This is a genomic window from Nocardia tenerifensis NBRC 101015, assembly GCF_000308715.1.
In the GTDB taxonomy this organism is placed as follows: Bacteria; Actinomycetota; Actinomycetes; order Mycobacteriales; family Mycobacteriaceae; genus Nocardia; species Nocardia tenerifensis.
In genome coordinates this window covers 96,014-110,608 of record NZ_BAGH01000300.1, presented here as the reverse complement: position 1 = coordinate 110,608, position 14,595 = coordinate 96,014, and the positions used below count along the sequence as shown (strand labels likewise).

16 protein-coding genes are annotated in these 14,595 nt (G+C 69.8%); 10 read left to right on the top strand and 6 right to left on the bottom strand.

The window, feature by feature from the left end; translation table 11 throughout:
- Positions 1–831: 831 nt before the first annotated feature.
- The 3 genes from ON39_RS48965 (at position 832) to ON39_RS23920 (ending at position 3,851) form a co-directional block, all read left to right on the top strand.
- Positions 832–1,776: a collagen-like domain-containing protein gene (locus ON39_RS48965; RefSeq protein ID WP_157195508.1), complete on the top strand. Its 945-nt coding sequence runs from the start codon at positions 832–834 to the stop codon at positions 1,774–1,776.
- 647 nt (positions 1,777–2,423) lie between these two features.
- On the top strand, positions 2,424–3,467 hold the full coding sequence (locus ON39_RS23925) for a CobW family GTP-binding protein (RefSeq protein ID WP_040737701.1): 1,044 nt from the start codon (positions 2,424–2,426) through the stop codon (positions 3,465–3,467).
- A 117-nt stretch (positions 3,468–3,584) separates the two neighbouring features.
- Entirely contained in the window at positions 3,585–3,851 is a 267-nt protein-coding gene (locus ON39_RS23920; RefSeq protein ID WP_246002940.1) for a hypothetical protein, read from the top strand.
- Positions 3,852–3,936: 85 nt separating this feature from the next.
- Here the strand turns inward: ON39_RS23920 and ON39_RS23915 are convergent, their stop codons facing one another.
- From ON39_RS23915 to ON39_RS23900, 4 genes are all read right to left on the bottom strand, one after another.
- Positions 3,937–4,944 carry an AraC family transcriptional regulator gene (locus ON39_RS23915; protein ID WP_040737699.1) on the bottom strand — a complete coding sequence of 336 codons (1,008 nt, stop codon included), beginning with the start codon at positions 4,942–4,944 and terminating at the stop codon, positions 3,937–3,939.
- An 89-nt stretch (positions 4,945–5,033) separates the two neighbouring features.
- Positions 5,034–5,468 carry a molybdenum cofactor biosynthesis protein MoaE gene (locus tag ON39_RS23910; RefSeq protein ID WP_040737698.1) on the bottom strand — a complete coding sequence of 145 codons (435 nt, stop codon included), beginning with the start codon at positions 5,466–5,468 and terminating at the stop codon, positions 5,034–5,036.
- Positions 5,455–6,510 (bottom strand): bifunctional molybdenum cofactor biosynthesis protein MoaC/MoaB, encoded by a 1,056-nt coding sequence (moaCB, locus tag ON39_RS23905; protein WP_040737697.1) that lies wholly within the window; start codon positions 6,508–6,510, stop codon positions 5,455–5,457. Before moaCB ends, ON39_RS23910 begins: the two co-directional genes overlap by 14 nt.
- A gap of 19 nt (positions 6,511–6,529) precedes the next feature.
- Positions 6,530–7,765: a molybdopterin molybdotransferase MoeA gene (locus ON39_RS23900; protein WP_040737696.1), complete on the bottom strand. Its 1,236-nt coding sequence runs from the start codon at positions 7,763–7,765 to the stop codon at positions 6,530–6,532.
- A 139-nt stretch (positions 7,766–7,904) separates the two neighbouring features.
- Between ON39_RS23900 and moaA the strand changes: the two genes are divergently transcribed.
- The 4 genes from moaA to ON39_RS23880 all read left to right on the top strand — a co-directional run bounded on the left by moaA (position 7,905) and on the right by ON39_RS23880 (position 11,276).
- On the top strand, positions 7,905–8,963 hold the full coding sequence (gene moaA, locus ON39_RS23895) for a GTP 3',8-cyclase MoaA (RefSeq protein ID WP_040737695.1): 1,059 nt from the start codon (positions 7,905–7,907) through the stop codon (positions 8,961–8,963).
- Complete coding sequence (locus ON39_RS23890; protein WP_040737694.1) at positions 8,956–9,198, top strand: MoaD/ThiS family protein; 243 nt, start codon at positions 8,956–8,958, stop codon at positions 9,196–9,198. The genes moaA and ON39_RS23890 overlap by 8 nt, the downstream gene beginning before the upstream one ends.
- Positions 9,199–9,309: 111 nt before the next feature.
- A complete protein-coding gene (locus tag ON39_RS23885) occupies positions 9,310–10,017 on the top strand; it encodes a YciI family protein (protein ID WP_040737693.1) in 708 nt (235 codons plus the stop codon).
- Between the two features lie 2 nt (positions 10,018–10,019).
- A complete protein-coding gene (locus ON39_RS23880; protein WP_040737692.1) occupies positions 10,020–11,276 on the top strand; it encodes an RNA polymerase sigma factor in 1,257 nt (418 codons plus the stop codon).
- Between the two features lie 10 nt (positions 11,277–11,286).
- Here the strand turns inward: ON39_RS23880 and nadE are convergent, their stop codons facing one another.
- Positions 11,287–12,114, bottom strand: coding sequence for an NAD(+) synthase (gene nadE, locus ON39_RS23875; RefSeq protein ID WP_040737691.1), 828 nt, complete (start codon positions 12,112–12,114; stop codon positions 11,287–11,289).
- A 22-nt stretch (positions 12,115–12,136) separates the two neighbouring features.
- On the bottom strand, positions 12,137–12,742 hold the full coding sequence (locus ON39_RS23870; protein WP_040737722.1) for a TetR/AcrR family transcriptional regulator: 606 nt from the start codon (positions 12,740–12,742) through the stop codon (positions 12,137–12,139).
- A 143-nt stretch (positions 12,743–12,885) separates the two neighbouring features.
- On the opposite strand from ON39_RS23870, the gene ON39_RS23865 reads away from it, so the two are divergent.
- The 3 genes from ON39_RS23865 (at position 12,886) to nrdI (ending at position 14,581) form a co-directional block, all read left to right on the top strand.
- Positions 12,886–13,455: an NAD(P)H-dependent oxidoreductase gene (locus tag ON39_RS23865; RefSeq protein WP_040737690.1), complete on the top strand. Its 570-nt coding sequence runs from the start codon at positions 12,886–12,888 to the stop codon at positions 13,453–13,455.
- A gap of 391 nt (positions 13,456–13,846) precedes the next feature.
- Positions 13,847–14,080 carry a glutaredoxin-like protein NrdH gene (gene nrdH, locus ON39_RS23860; protein WP_040737689.1) on the top strand — a complete coding sequence of 78 codons (234 nt, stop codon included), beginning with the start codon at positions 13,847–13,849 and terminating at the stop codon, positions 14,078–14,080.
- A gap of 39 nt (positions 14,081–14,119) precedes the next feature.
- The gene (gene nrdI, locus ON39_RS23855) at positions 14,120–14,581 is read left to right on the top strand and encodes a class Ib ribonucleoside-diphosphate reductase assembly flavoprotein NrdI (RefSeq protein WP_040737721.1); all 462 of its coding nucleotides are present in this window, start codon (positions 14,120–14,122) and stop codon (positions 14,579–14,581) included.
- Positions 14,582–14,595: the final 14 nt, after the last annotated feature.

Here is a 14,595-nt window from a genome sequence, read left to right as displayed (position 1 = left end):
CAACCGCCCGCGCTAGCAGCACCGCAGGCGATGACCGCGCCGCAGCCACACTCGGCGTCGAACAGTGCGGCGGATGCACCAGCCGCCGCACCCCCGCAGGGCCAAGCGCTGCCGCAGGGGCAGGCGACCGAGCAGACTCGCTCGGATTCGCCGCAGTCGCAGCAACTTTCAGCGTCAGCCGGGTCGCCTGAGGGTGCTCAGGGGTCGCAGGTGTTGGCTGGGCCGCAGGGGCAGCCGAACTCTCCGCAGTTGCCGTCCCATCCGGCGTTGGCCGAGTCGCCGGGAGGCACCCAGGGGTCGCAGGTGTTGGCTGGGCCGCAGGGGCAGCCGAACTCTCCGCAGTTGCCGTCCCATCCGGCGTCGGCCGAGTCGCCGGGAGGCACCCAGGGGTCGCAGGTGTTGGCTGGGCCGCAGGGGCAACCGACTCGTCCGCAGTTGCCGTCGCAGGCGGCGTCGGCCGAGTCGCCCGGAGCCGCTCAGGCACCACAGGACCGAGCGGTGCCGCAGTCGCCATCCGATTCCTCACCATCACAGCCACATTCGGCAACAATCGACGCGGCTGAAGGTGTTCGAAGGTTGCAGGCCTTGGCGGGGCCGCAGGGTCAGGCGGTGCCGCAATCGGGTTCGCCACTGTCGCAGCCGGCGTCGGGTGAGTCGCCGGGGGTCGCGCAGGTGCCGCCGGCGCCGGCCGGGCCGGAGGGGCGGCTGGTGCCGCAGGGGCAGGTCGTGCCGCAGGTGCAGCCGAAATTGCCGCTGTTGCAGCTGTATCCGGGGCTTATCGAGTGGCTTGGGGGTGCACAGGCACCGCAGGCTTTGGCCGGGCCGCGGGTCATGCCGCAGTTCCAACTGGATGCGCCGCAGTCGCAGTCGGCGTCGACCGAACCGTCTGCGGGCGGTCAGGGTTTGCAGGCCTTGGCGGACCCGCAGGAGCAAGCCGCGCCGCAGGTGCAGATGAATTCGCCGCTATTGCAGCCTTATCCGGCGTCGACCGAGCCGCCCGGAGGCGTACAGGCCGCGCCTGGTGAGGCCGCACCGCAGGGCCAGGCCTCACCACAAGGTCAGGGCATGCCGGGCCAGGCCACACCACAAGGTCAGGGCATGCCGGGCCAGGCCACACCGCAAGGCCAGGCCACACCGCAAGGCCAGGCCACACCGCAAGGCCAGGCCACACCGCAAGGCCAGGCCACACCGCAAGGCCAGTCTGCGCCGCAAGGTCAGTCTGCGCCGGAGGGGCGGTCCGCGCCGCAAGACCAGGTCGCCCCGCCAGGGCAGACCGCACCGTACAGCCAATCCGCGCCGCCCAATCAGTCTGCGCCGCAAGGTCAGACCGCGCCGCAGGGACAGCCCGCACCACAGGGCCTGCCACAAGGGCAGTTCGGGCCGCAGGGTCAGGCGGCGCCACAGGTTCAGGGCGGACCGCAGGGTCAGACCGGCCCCCAAGGTCAGGCTGTGCCGCCGGGCCAAACCGGACCCCAGGGTCAAGCCGCCCCCCAGGGGCAAGCCGCACCCCAGGGGCAGGGCACACCCTCGACGCCGGGCGCCCAAACCAACCCGGGCACCTCCCCGTGGCCGGGCACCCAGCAGTCCACACCGGGCAGCTGGTCACCGCTGGACGAGTCGACCGACATGGCCGCCGTCCGCCAGATCATGGACTCGGTGCTCACCCTGCTCATGCCCCTGGCCAAAGCCCTCGGCGTGGACAACAACCTCGTCACCGCGGAACTGATCAACCTGGCCTACGCCTTCGCCGCCCGGCTCATGGCCCCCGCCAAATAGCGCCGACGTCGAACCCGAACGCCACCCGTCCGCGGGTGGCGTTCGGCATTCCAGCCGCATGGCCTCCGTCCGCGCGATTCGAACTCGCCGCCGGCCATGCCCATGCGGCTGCGGTGGCGAGGAGTACCCCGCCGATCGAGCGGCACGTAAAGGTTCGCGGCATGGACAACGATGTGGTGACCGCTGCGTTGATGACCCCGCTTACGCCTCGTCGGCCAAGCTCATCGCTTCCCTGAGGAGCGCCGCGATCGAGTCGAACGACAGCGGCAACGCCGGCCACGCCCCCGGCATGAACGACAAGCCCTCACCGCTGGCTGATCAAAACCTGGCCTACGCCTCGTCGGCAGAGTCCATCGTTGCCGACGAATAGCGCGGACGATCGAGTTGAACCGCCACCCGACATCGGATGCCGCTCGGCTTTCGAGCGGCATGTCGTCGGGCAGCGAGATCACGGCTAACTGCCGAGCGTGCTCATGCGGCCGGCTCGAAGCTTTCGGTGTGGACAATGGCCTGTCACTGCGGACCTGGCGCCCTGCTCAGGCGTTGGCGGCGAAGGTCATCGTTCCGCAGAGGAGCGCCGACGGCGGCGTCGATCCTCTCGGCCGGCGGGCGGCATTCGCCTTTCCGGCGGGATCGTGCCGCGCAGTATGGTGGTCGGCGTGGCTGACCGGATTCCTGTTGTGATTGTCGCGGGGTTTCTCGGTTCCGGGAAAACTACGCTGCTCAATCATCTACTGCGCAATAGCCGAGGGACGCGGATCGGCGTGGTGGTCAATGACTTCGGGGCGATCAATATCGACTCGATGCTGGTGGCCGGACAGGTCGATGCGATGGTGTCGCTCGGCAACGGGTGTGTCTGCTGTGCCGTGGACGTCAGCGAGCTGGATGACCTGTTCACCCGCCTGGCGCAGCCGCGCGCGAAGATCGATGTGATCGTGGTCGAGGCGAGCGGCCTCGCGGAGCCGCGCAACCTCATTCGGATGGTCGTGGGCAGCGACAACCCGCGCATTCGCTACGGCGGCCTGGTCGAGGTGGTCGATGCCGAGCAGTTCCCGGCGAGCAGCGCCCGCCACCCCGAGCTGCTCACGCATCTGCGGCTGGCAGACCTAATCGTGGTCAACAAGGCCGATCGCGTGCCCGGCGCGGGCATGAGCGCGCTGCGGCAGGACATCGCGGAGCTGGTCGGCCCGGCGCCGGTGTACGCGACCACGCACGGCCGGCTCGCGCCAAACCTCCTGTTCGACGAGCCGCTGCGCGAAACACCGCGTGTCGCAGAGCAATTGAGCTTCGACGAGCTCCTCGACGATCATGATCACGACCACGAGCCCGCCGACCACCGGCACCTGCACGACGACTACCTGAGCGTCTCGTTCACCAGCGAGCGCCCGCTCGACCCGCGCGCCCTGATCGCCTTCCTGGAGGACCCGCCGCCGGGCCTGTTCCGCGCCAAGGGTTTCGCCGCCTTCGCCGTCGCCGACGAGCGCCGCAAGTTCGGCATGCACCTGGTCGGCCGCCACCTGGTATTCGAGCCGCAGAACTGGGCGCGCGGCGAGCCCCACACCACCCGGCTGGTGTTGATCGGCGCGGGCATGGATCCCGACCTGGCGACGAAACGCTTGCAGGACACGATCGCCGACGACGTACTCGACCCGCAGACCTTGCTGGGCGTCTGGCGCTACACGCCGCACTGATCGACGAGTTTGGCGCGTTCGGCCCGAAACTGGCGCGTTCGGTGCTGGCGGAGGCGACGGGCGGACACGAGACTGTCCTGGTGGCCGCCGCGTCGGCACGTGCGCAATGGAGCGAACATGTCGCGCGTGCTGTCGGGTCGGCGCACCGATTCAGATCGAGATGTTTCGTTCTGCGACCGATGGGAGTTTTCCATGTCAGATTCTCTGGAGAGCGCCACCGCGTATGTGATCGAGGCGCTGGAGGCCAAGGGCACCGCCACGCGCTACGACTTCGACGTTTCCGGCATCGTGGCGGAGTCGCACGCCGTCGCCAACAGCTGGGATTTCCGCACGATCGAGAATGCCACGTTCTGGGGGATCGCGGCGCGTTTCCTCAGAACGTGAGGCCAGGCCGAAAAGCCGTGCGGCTCAACTGATAACGCGTGCGGCTCAGTCGAAACCTCTGCGGTTCAGTCAGAGACCGTGCGGCTCAGTCGAACCGGTCGGCCCGCCGCTCCCGGGTCGACTGCGACCACCGCCGAGCGGCCCGGCGCATCGATCCCGCGTCGGAGTAGCCGAGCAGCTCGGCCTGCCGCGACCGGCTCAGCGGACCACTGGAGGCGGCCGCGCTGAGCCGGGCCGTGCGCGCCCGGTCCAGCTCCCGCCGCCAGGTGGTCCCCGCCTCCGTCAACCGGCGTTGCAGCGTGCGCGGACTGGTGGCCAGCCTGCGCGCCACCTGATCGAGCGAGACGTCGCCGGTCTCCAGCGCGTCGGCCAGCGCCGCCGCGACCCGCTCGGGCCACGCGGTGGCCAGCGGGGGCGGTGGCGGCAGCGCCTCGGCGAGCGGCTGCAGGATCGCGGCGAGCACCGGATCGCTGGTGGTCAGCGGCAGGTCCATATCGGCGGCGCGAAAAACCATGGCGTCGACCTGCGCGTCGAACTCGATGGCGGTGGTGCCGAACACCTCGACGAACGTCTCCACCTTGGCCGGCGCGGACTGGCGCAGCGAAACCCGCAGCGGCACCAGGGGTTCGCGGACCACCCGCCTGGCCCGGCTGAGCACGGCGGCGAGCCCCCACAGCTGGGTGAGGTCGCGGCCGCGGCCCTCGCCCTTGATCATGTCGAGGTAGAGCGTCACCTCGCCCTCGCACTCGGCGACCAGGTCGAAGCGGTGATTGGTGGTGACCGCGGTGACGTAGGGTCCGCAGGTCGCCAGACCCGCGCCGAGCGTCGGCGCGGTGGAGAACAGATAGTCGTACAGGCCGAGCGACGGAAGCCGGTAGCGCCGGGCCACATTCAGCGCGACGTCCGGATCGCCGAGCCCGTGCTCGCCGAGCTCCCACAGCCGGGAGAAGGTGTGGCTCGGCAGGTGCACGTCGTCGCCGGCCATCGTCCACTCGGGCAGCCCGGTCTCGCGGATCAGCCGATCCCGGTCGAGACCGGCCGCACTGAGTTGAGAGATGACGAACCGGTGCAGCAAAACCTGATCGGTACCCATCGCGTCCTCCCGCGCCTCCGGCGAACTGCGTGTGCGAAAACGCTATCTCCGGCGTGTTGATTCGTCATGGGGTTTGCGTCACGGATCGGTTAACCGCAAGCGTTGACCCATTCGGATAATCCGTCGGCGAAGAGTTGTCTTTTCCAGATCGGCACCTCGTGCTTGATCCGGTCCACCAGCGCGGCGCAGGCGGTGAAGGCCTCGGCCCGGTGCGCGGCCGCGACGGCCACCACGATCGCGTCGTCGCCGATGGTCAGCGCGCCGACGCGGTGCACGGCGGCGACCGGCAGCCCGGTGGAGTCGGCCAGTTCGGCGCAGACCCGGTGCAGGAAGCGCGCGGCCTCCGGGTGCGCGGAGTACTCGAGCGCGGCCACGGCCTGTCCGCCGTCGTGGTCGCGGACCTTGCCGGTGAACACCACGACCGCGCCGTAGTGCGGCCCGGTCACCGCCTCCTCGACCGCGGCGGCGTCGAGCGGCCGGTCGCTGATGTGCGCCAGCCGGACGGCGGGCTCAGTTGTCGTCATGGTTTCCGCCTCCGGCGACTTGGGCGAGCAAATGGTCGAGCAGCGGTTCCAGCACGGCGATGCCGTCCTTGACGCCGCCGGGGGAGCCGGGCAGGTTGATGACCACCGACCGGCCGGCCAGCCCGGCGACGCCGCGACTCAGCGCGGCGAGGGGGAACTTCGCGGTGCCGCGCCGGCGGATCGCCTCCGCGACGCCGGGCAGTTCGCGGGTGAGCACGGCGAGGGTGGCCTCCGGGGTCGCGTCGGTGGGGGAGGCGCCGGTGCCGCCGGTGCTGATCACCAGTGCCGGTTCGAGCCGCAGCGCGTCGGCCAATCCGAAGGCGATGTCGGCGTCGGCGTAGACGAGCGGGCCGCGCACTGAAAAGCCCAGCCCGGCAAGCCATTCCGCTAGCACAGGGCCGGTGGTGTCTACGCGGGTGCCCGCGGCGGCTCCCGTCGAGGCGACGAGGACCACTGCGCAAAGGTCGCCCGAGATAGCTTCCGGCGCAACATGTTTCACATCATGTGATGCGATCTCGGTTGCGGGAGAGTCGGTTGGATCGCCCGCGGCGTCCTCATGAATCTCGTCGGCCTCGGGACGCACCCAATGTCCGCGTTTGCCACCCTCTTTGGTGAGCAACCGCACCCCGTTGAGCGTCGCCGCCGGATCGACCGCCTTCACCATGTCGTGCAGCGTCAGCCCGGCGACCGCGACCGCCGTCAACGCCTCCATCTCGACACCGGTCGGCCCCTTGGTCTTCGCCGTCGCCTCGATGGTGATGCTCGACTCGGTGAAGCCGAACTCGACCTTCACCGAGGACAACGCGAGCTGATGGCAGAGCGGGATCAGCTCCGAGGTCTTCTTCGCGCCCGCGATCCCCGCGATCCGCGCGGTGGACAGCACGTCGGCCTTCGGCATGTCGTCGGCCCGCACCAGCGCGACCACCTCGGCGGTGGTCAGCAGCTCACCCTCGGCGACCGCGATGCGGGTGGTGTCGGACTTGGCGCTGACGTCGACCATGCGGGCGCGGCCTTCGCCGTCCACATGGGACAACTCGCTCATCGATTACTCCTGGAACGGATCACAGCGACCACACTCGCACAGCGGCGCCCGCGGGCAGCGAGGTCGCCTCGGCGGGGACATCGATCAGCACGTCCGCCCACGCCATGCCCGCGACGAGATGCGACCCGGGCCCGGACACCACCTCGACCGCCTCCGGCGTCGGCGGATCTCCGTCGGCCGCGCGAATCAGCTTGCCGCGCAAGAACTGCCGCTTGCCCTGCGGAGACCGGGCCACCTCGTCGCGCAGCGGGAGGCGGTAGCCGTCGACCGGGGGCAGCCCGGCGAGCGCGCGCAGGATCGGCCGGGCGAACACCTCGAACGACACCATCGTGCTGACCGGATTACCGGGGAAGCTGAGCACCGGAACCCCGTCGACGACCGTGAGCCCCTGCGGCCCGCCCGGCTGCATGGCGACCGAGCCGAAGCGCCCGCCGAGCGGCTCGAGCACGTCCTTGACGACCTCGAAATCGCCCTTGGACACCCCGCCGGAGGTGAACACGACGTCGGCGGCGCCGGTCGCGGCGTCGAGCAGCTTGCGGAACTGCGACGGCTCATCGGTGCTGTGCGCGACCGAGACGACCTCGACTCCGTTGGCACCGAGCGCGGCCGCCAGCGCGATCCCGTTGGAGTTGTAGATCTGTCCCGGGTGCAGCGTGCTGCCCGCCGGGACGAGCTCGTCACCGGTGGTGATCACCGCGGCCCGGACGGGGCGGAACACGGACACGCTCGGCAGGCCGACCGCGGCGAGGGCCGCGATGTGCCGCGGCTCGAGCCGCGTGCCCGCGTGCGCCAGCAGGTCGCCCGTCCGCACATCGGTACCGGCCTCGCGCACGAATTCGCCTGCGCTGCGGCCACGCTCGACGGTGATCGCGTCCTCGCCCGCGCGCACGTCCTCCACCGGGATCACGCAGTCCGCGCCGGGCGGGATGGGCGCGCCGGTCATCACCTTGATCGCCGCGCCGGGCGGCAAGGGGTTCTGCCCGGCATTGCCCGCCGCGACGACGCCGGCCAGCGGCAGCGTCACCGGCGCGACCGCGACGGACTCGGCCCGCACCGCGTAGCCGTCCATGGCCGAGTTGCGGAACACCGGTAGATCGAGGGGCGAGCGGACGTCCTCGGCGAGTTGCCTGCCGAGGGCCTGCGGCACCGGGACGGTGTCGGCCGAGCGCGCGGCCAGCGGACGCAACAGCTGTTCGATATCGCCGCGGTACTCGTCGACGGGCCGGGCCGAGACGCTGGCGGGCCGAGGATTCATGTGGGCCAGCCTAACGTCCAGCGGGCGCGGTACATCGGCCGTCCGGCTTGTAGGAACCTCACAAACTCGTGCCGCGCGCGGTGCGCGATTCCGTACCTTCCGCGGCTGACCGCGAGCGCGCGGAGGTCATAATGGACGGGTGACTCTGGTCGAGATGGGGATACCTGCCGTGCGTTCCGGGCGTCCCTCGCTCGACGGCCGCCCCGACACGCCGTTCCTGCTCGATCGATTCGGGCGGGTCGCCCGGGATCTACGGGTGTCCATCACCGAGAAGTGTTCGCTGCGCTGTACGTACTGCATGCCCGAGGAGGGCCTGCCCGCGATACCGCAGCACGAACTGCTGACGGTCGAGGAGATCGTGCGTCTGGTGCGCCTGGCGGTGCGCGAACTCGGCGTGCAGGAGGTGCGGTTCACCGGCGGTGAGCCGCTGATGCGCCGCGACCTCGAACGGATCATCGCGGGCTGCCACGAACAGGTGCCCGGCACGCCGCTGGCCATGACGACCAACGGCGTCGGACTCGAGCACCGCGCCCGCGGCCTCGCCGCCGCCGGACTGCACCGGGTGAACGTCTCGCTCGACACCGTCGATCGAGCCGGATACGCCGAGCTGACCCGGCGCGATCGACTCGACTCGGCGCTGGCCGGCATCCGGGCCGCCCGCGACGCCGGGCTGGCCCCGGTGAAGATCAACGCCGTGCTCATGCGGGAAACGCTCTCCGGCGCAGCCGATCTGCTCCAGTGGTGCCTGGACGAGGAGTGCACGCTGCGGTTCATCGAGGAGATGCCGCTCGACGCCGACCACGAATGGGCCCGCGCCAACATGGTCACCGCCGCGGAGCTGCTCGACGTGCTCGGCGAGCGCTTCGAGCTCACCGCGGCCGGCCGCGACGACCCTTCGGCCCCCGCCGAGACCTGGCTGGTCGACGGCGGACCCGCGACCGTCGGCATCATCGCGTCGGTCACCCGCAAGTTCTGCGACACCTGCGACCGCACCCGCCTCACCGCCGACGGCATGCTGCGCTCGTGCCTGTTCAGCGACCAGGAGTACGACCTGCGCCAGGCGCTGCGCTCGGGCGCGGACGACGCCGAACTCGCCACGCTGTGGCGCGGCGCGATGTGGAACAAGTGGGCGGGCCACGGCATCGACGCCGAGGGCTTCGTCCCGCCCGAACGCACGATGGGAGCCATCGGTGGTTGAGATCCGCTACTTCGCCGCCATCGCCGACGCCGTCGGCAAGGATCGCGAGACCCTCGACCTTCCCGTCGGCGCGACCGTCGCCGACCTGCGCTCGACGCTGTCCGCCTCGTACGGCGCCGACCTCGACAAGATGCTGGCGGTGTGCGCCTACCTCGTCGGCGACGAGCTGACCAGGGACCCGGAGGCGGCGTTGACGCCGCGCGTGGACGTTCTCCCGCCGTTCGCGGGCGGTTGATCCGCGACCCGGAGTAGAAATATTTCGCGCCGTGTAGAGAAAGCCGTGCGGTGTTCGTCGTCTGGGTAGGGAAGGGCATCGGGCCTCTCCCTTCGAGAAAGGTTGGCGACCATGCACTATTTGGCCACGCTGGTGGGCGGCGGAGAGGGAGCCCGGCCGGGGACGCCGGAGTTCGACGCGGGGGTGGCGAAGTACGCGGAGTTCGAGCAGCAGGCGGCCGGGGCGATCGCGGGCGGCGCGGCGCTGTATCCGCCGGACACCGCGATCTCGGTCCGCCGCGACGGCGGGAAGACCTTGGTCACCGACGGCCCGTTCACCGAACAGGCCGAGGTCGTAGGCGGCTTCTATGTTTTCGAGTGCGCGAATCTGGACGAGGCGATCCAACTCGCCAGGAAGGTTCCGGCCGCGGCGCGCGGTTCGGTGGAGGTGCGGCCGATGGTGATGTGGTCGCCGCACACGGTGCCGGGCGACGACTGGTGGACGGCGCTGCTGTGGGAGCCGCAGGGCGATATCGTCGCGCCCGGCACGCCCGAGTGGGAGAAGATGGCCGTCGAGCATCAGCGGTTCGCGGAAAATGCCGGCGCGGCGATTCAGGGGGCCGGGGCGCTGCAACCACCGGAGACCGCGACCGTCGTCCGCGAGCGGGACGGGAAGTTGTTGCTGACCGACGGCCCGTACACCGAGGGCGCCGAGGTGGTGGACGGCCTGTACGTGTTCACGGCGGCGAGCCGGGAGCAGGCCGCGGAGCTCGCGCAGCGGATTCCGCGAGGCGACAAGGGACGCACCGAAGTTCGCCGAATCGTCAACGTCGGTTTCTGACCGTGCGCACGGGCCCGGCCGAGACGATCGACGGCATCTACCGTGCCGAGTTCGGCCGGGCCCTCGCCACCGTCGCGCGGCTGGTCGGCGATATCGGGCTGGCCGAGGACGCGGTGCACGAGGCGTTCGCCGACGCGCTGCGCAGCTGGCCGGAGCGCGGCGTGCCGGTGAATCCGGGCGCCTGGATCACCACCGCGGCGCGCAATCGCGCACTGGATCGGGTGCGGCGCGAATCGGCCAGGGGTGCCAAGGAATACGACGCGATCCGGTCGGCCGCGCCCTACGAGGAGCCCGACGTGACGCCGGTGCCGGACGATCAACTACGCATGATCTTCACCTGCTGCCATCCCGCCCTGTCGCCGGAGTCACGGGTCGCGCTCACGCTGCGGCTGGTGTGCGGCTTGCGGACCGTCGAGATCGCGCGGGCCTTCCTGCAGCCGGAACACACCGTGGCGCAACGCCTCACCCGCGCGAAGGCGAAGATTCGCGCGGCGGGCATCCCGCTGCGGGTGCCGCCCGTTCAGCTCCTGCCGGAGCGGCTGCCCGCGGTGCTCGCCTGCGTGTATCTGGTGTTCACGGAGGGGTATTCGGCCACCGAGGGTCCCGCGGCCATCCGAGACGAGTTGTGCGACGAGGCTATTCGGCTCGGGCGGCTGCTGTGCGCGCTGCTGCCGGACGAGCCGGAGGCGCGCGCACTGCTCGCCCTGATGCTGCTCAACGACAGCCGCCGCAGCCAACGGCGTTGCGGCGAAGGCGAACTGGTGCCGATCGATGAGCAGGACCGGCGTGGGTGGAATCGCGACCGGATCGAGGCGGGGCTGCGCTGTCTGGTCTCGGCAGCGGCGGACGGTAACGGCCCCTACCTGCTTCAGGCCCGCATCGCCGCCGCCCACGCCACCGCCGCTACCTTCGCGGAAACCAATTGGGCCGCAATAGTTTCCAGCTATGACGCGCTGCTCGCCCAGTCCGGTTCCCCGATCGTCGCGGTGAACCGCGCCATCGCCGTGGGCTTCCTGCACGGCTTCGACGCCGGTCTCGCCGCCCTCGACGAGGTGGCCGGCCATCCCCGACTGGCCGCCGCGCACCTCGTCCCGGCCACCCGCGCCGACCTGCTCCGCCGAGCGGGTCGCTACGCGGAGTCCGCGACGAATTACCGTGCGGCGCTGGATCGCACGCCGAACGAGCAGGTGCGCCGCTTCTTGGCCCGCCGTCTGGCGGAAGTCGAGCGGGCGGCGACGCCGGGGCCGCGAACGCCCTGACGAGCGGTGGCTACTCGCGCCACCAGGTGTCGAGCGGGGAGACCGGCACGGTCCGCTTGTGCCGGGTATTCAGATAGATCGACTCGATGCGCTTCGCGACCTCGTCGGTGACGTCCTTGCCCTCGAGATAGTCGTCGATCTCGCGATAGGTCAGGCCGAGGGCCTCCTCGTCGGGGAGCGAGGGACGGTCGTCCTCCAGGTCGGCGGTGGGAACCTTCGACCACAGGCTCTCCGGCGCGCCGAGTTCCTGCAGCAGCGCGGCGCCCTGGTGCTTGGTGAGCCCGGTCAGCGGGGTGAGATCGACGCCGCCGTCGCCGTACTTGGTGAAGAAGCCGGTGACCGCCTCGGCCGCGTGATCGGTGCCGATGACGAGCAGGTTCTCCTGACCGGCGATCGCGTACTGGATCACCATCCGCTCCCGCGCCTTCACATTGCCGCGCACGAAATCGCGCAGCTTGTCGATCTTCAGCGCGGAGGCCACCTCGCCCGCGGTCGCGTTCGCGCTCGGCCGCACATTCACCGACACCGTCTTGTCCGGCTCGATGAAGCGCAGCGCGGTGCGCGCGTCGGCCTCATCGGACTGCACGCCGTAGGGCAGGCGCACGGCGACGAACGTCGCGTCGCCGCCCTCCTCGCGCAGCTCCGACACGGCCAGCTGGCACAGCTTGCCCGCCAGCGAGCTGTCCTGCCCGCCACTGATGCCCAGCACGAAACCCTTTGCGGGAGTGGCGTTCAGGTAGTCCTTGAGAAAATCGACCCGGCGTCGTACCTCTTCCTTCGGCTCGATGCTCGGTCGAACGCCCAACTCGCTGATGATCTGTTCGCGCAGGTTCCGCATGGCAGCCCACTTTACTGTCGATTCACCCTGTGACAACGCGGCGCACAATCGCTTCCCAGTTGTCGCCGATCTGCTCGCGGGTATACCCCTGCGCGCGCAACTGATGCATGATCAGCGCGGCGCTGAGCGAGGCGAGCAGGCTGTCCGCGGTCAACGCGATCTCGCCGGACATCCCGGCCTGCCGCAGCAGCATCGACACGTGCGCCTTGAGCAACATGTACGGCGCGCCCGAGTAGCGCTCGCCCGCCTCGCCGACCTCCGCGGCGCGATACAGCTCGCCCTCCACCTCGATGTCGAGCAGCCGCGCCCGGCCGAACGCGACGAGCCGGTCCACCGGCGCCGCGCCCGGCCCCAGCGGCGGCGGCCCGAACATGAACGCCTCCTGGGCTTTGCGCTCTGAGTGATCGAGCAGCGCCATCAGCAGGCCCGACCGGTTGCCGAACCGGCGGAAGACGGTGCCCTTGCCGACCCCGGCCCGCTTGGCCAGCGCGTCCATGGTGAGGCTGTCCACCCCCTGCTCGCGCACCAACTGCTGAGCGGCGTCGAGCAGCAGCTGCCGATTGCGGGCGGCGTCGGCGCGCTCGGTGGGTCCGGCCGCGCCCGGCAGCGGCGCACCGACGCCGAGCAGCGGACGCGCCCGAGGCGCGGGGAGATCGGGTGTGGGGTAGCTCACAGCATTCACGCCATTTCCGAGGGAAGTAATCGGACCATGGTCCGGTTAGTCATCTGTGAAAGTTCGGACACCACACCTTCAGTACACCAGGAGTCGTCATGGCCCAGACCCGCATCCTCGCTCTCGTCGGAAGCCTTCGCGCCGCCTCGATCAACCGGCAGCTCGCCGAGACCGCCGTGCAGACCGCCCCCGAGGGCGTGGAGATCACCGTCTACGAGGGGCTCGCCGACATCCCCTTCTACAACGAAGACCTCGATGCCGAGGGTGTCGTCCCCGCAGCCGCGCAGGCGCTGCGCGACGCCGTCGCCGCCGCCGACGGACTGCTGATCGCGACCCCGGAGTACAACGGCACCCTGCCGGGCGTGTTGAAGAACGCCATCGATTGGGCCTCCCGGCCGTACGGCGCCGGCGCGCTCAAGGGCAAGCCGACCGCCGTGATCAGCGCGTCGATCAGCCCGAACGCCGCGCAGTGGGCGCACGGCGACACGGTGAAGTCGCTGGGCGTGGCCGGCGCGAGCGTGGTGGAGTCCGCGCACCTGCACTTCGCCACGATCGGCGAGCGCTTCGGCGTGACGCACCCGCGCGAGGATGCCGAGGCGCTCACCGCGCTGGCGGCCACCGTGCACGAGCTGGTGCAGGCCACTCGGGGCGAGCTGGCCGCGGTGTAAGCTTCCCGACCGGTCATTCAGAGGGTCATTTCCACACGGGTGGAGGTGGCCCTCTCCGTCTGTCCCGATAGTTTGCTGGAAGTGAGCTACGGTACGAAATTGTGATCTGCACCACGGTCGTGTCGGGTTGCGAATCGAGCGGCCAGGGACTTACCGCCGTCGAATTTCATCTTTGTGACTCGCAACATGTCGTGTTGTATGAATCTGTCGGCCACTAGGTGTAGTGTCTTCGGTACTGGAAGACGGCATGGCACCCCGCTCTGTGAGCATCGGCCCGAAGGGGCTGAACAGGGGATTCGAAGCCAGATCCAGGAGTTTGCGCAGCAAGGTCGACAAGCACTGCATACGGATCACAGGCTGTGGATCAGGCACAAGGAGAAGAGGGATACCAATGACCGTCACCGTGTACACCAAGCCCGCTTGCGTCCAGTGCAACGCCACCTACAAGGCCCTCGACAAGGCCGGGGTGGACTACGAGGTCGTCGACATCTCCGAGAACGACGAGGCGCGTGACTACGTCATGGCCCTCGGTTACCTGCAGGCGCCGGTCGTGGTGGCCGGTGAGGACCACTGGTCCGGCTTCCGCCCCGACCGCATCAAGTCGCTCGCCACCGTGGCGGCCTGACCGCTTCCGCTTTCCGTTCCTCCGAGAGGAGAGGTGACCGTGTCCACCGGGACCGCGCTCGTCTACTTCTCCAGCGCCTCGGAGAACACGCATCGCTTCGTCGAGAAGCTGGGTCTCCCGGCGACTCGCATTCCACTGCACACCGCCGATTCGCTGCGCGTCGACGAACCCTACGTGCTGATCGTCCCCACCTACGGGGGCGGTCGGCACGTTTTGGGTGGGAGCAGATCCGACAAGGATTTCGTGCCGCGGCAGGTCGCCAAGTTCCTCAACGATCCGCACAACCGCGCCCTGCTGCGTGGCGTGATCGCGGCGGGCAACACGAACTTCGGCGATACCTACTGCTGTGCGGGCGACGTGATCTCGCGTAAGTGCGGGGTGCCGTACCTGTATCGCTTCGAACTCATGGGAACCGCCGAGGACGTCGAGCGCGTCCGAGAGGGATTGGGATTGTTTTGGCAACAACGACGACAGCACCGGCCGGAAAAACGGCTCGCTTAGAGCAGGCCGCCACG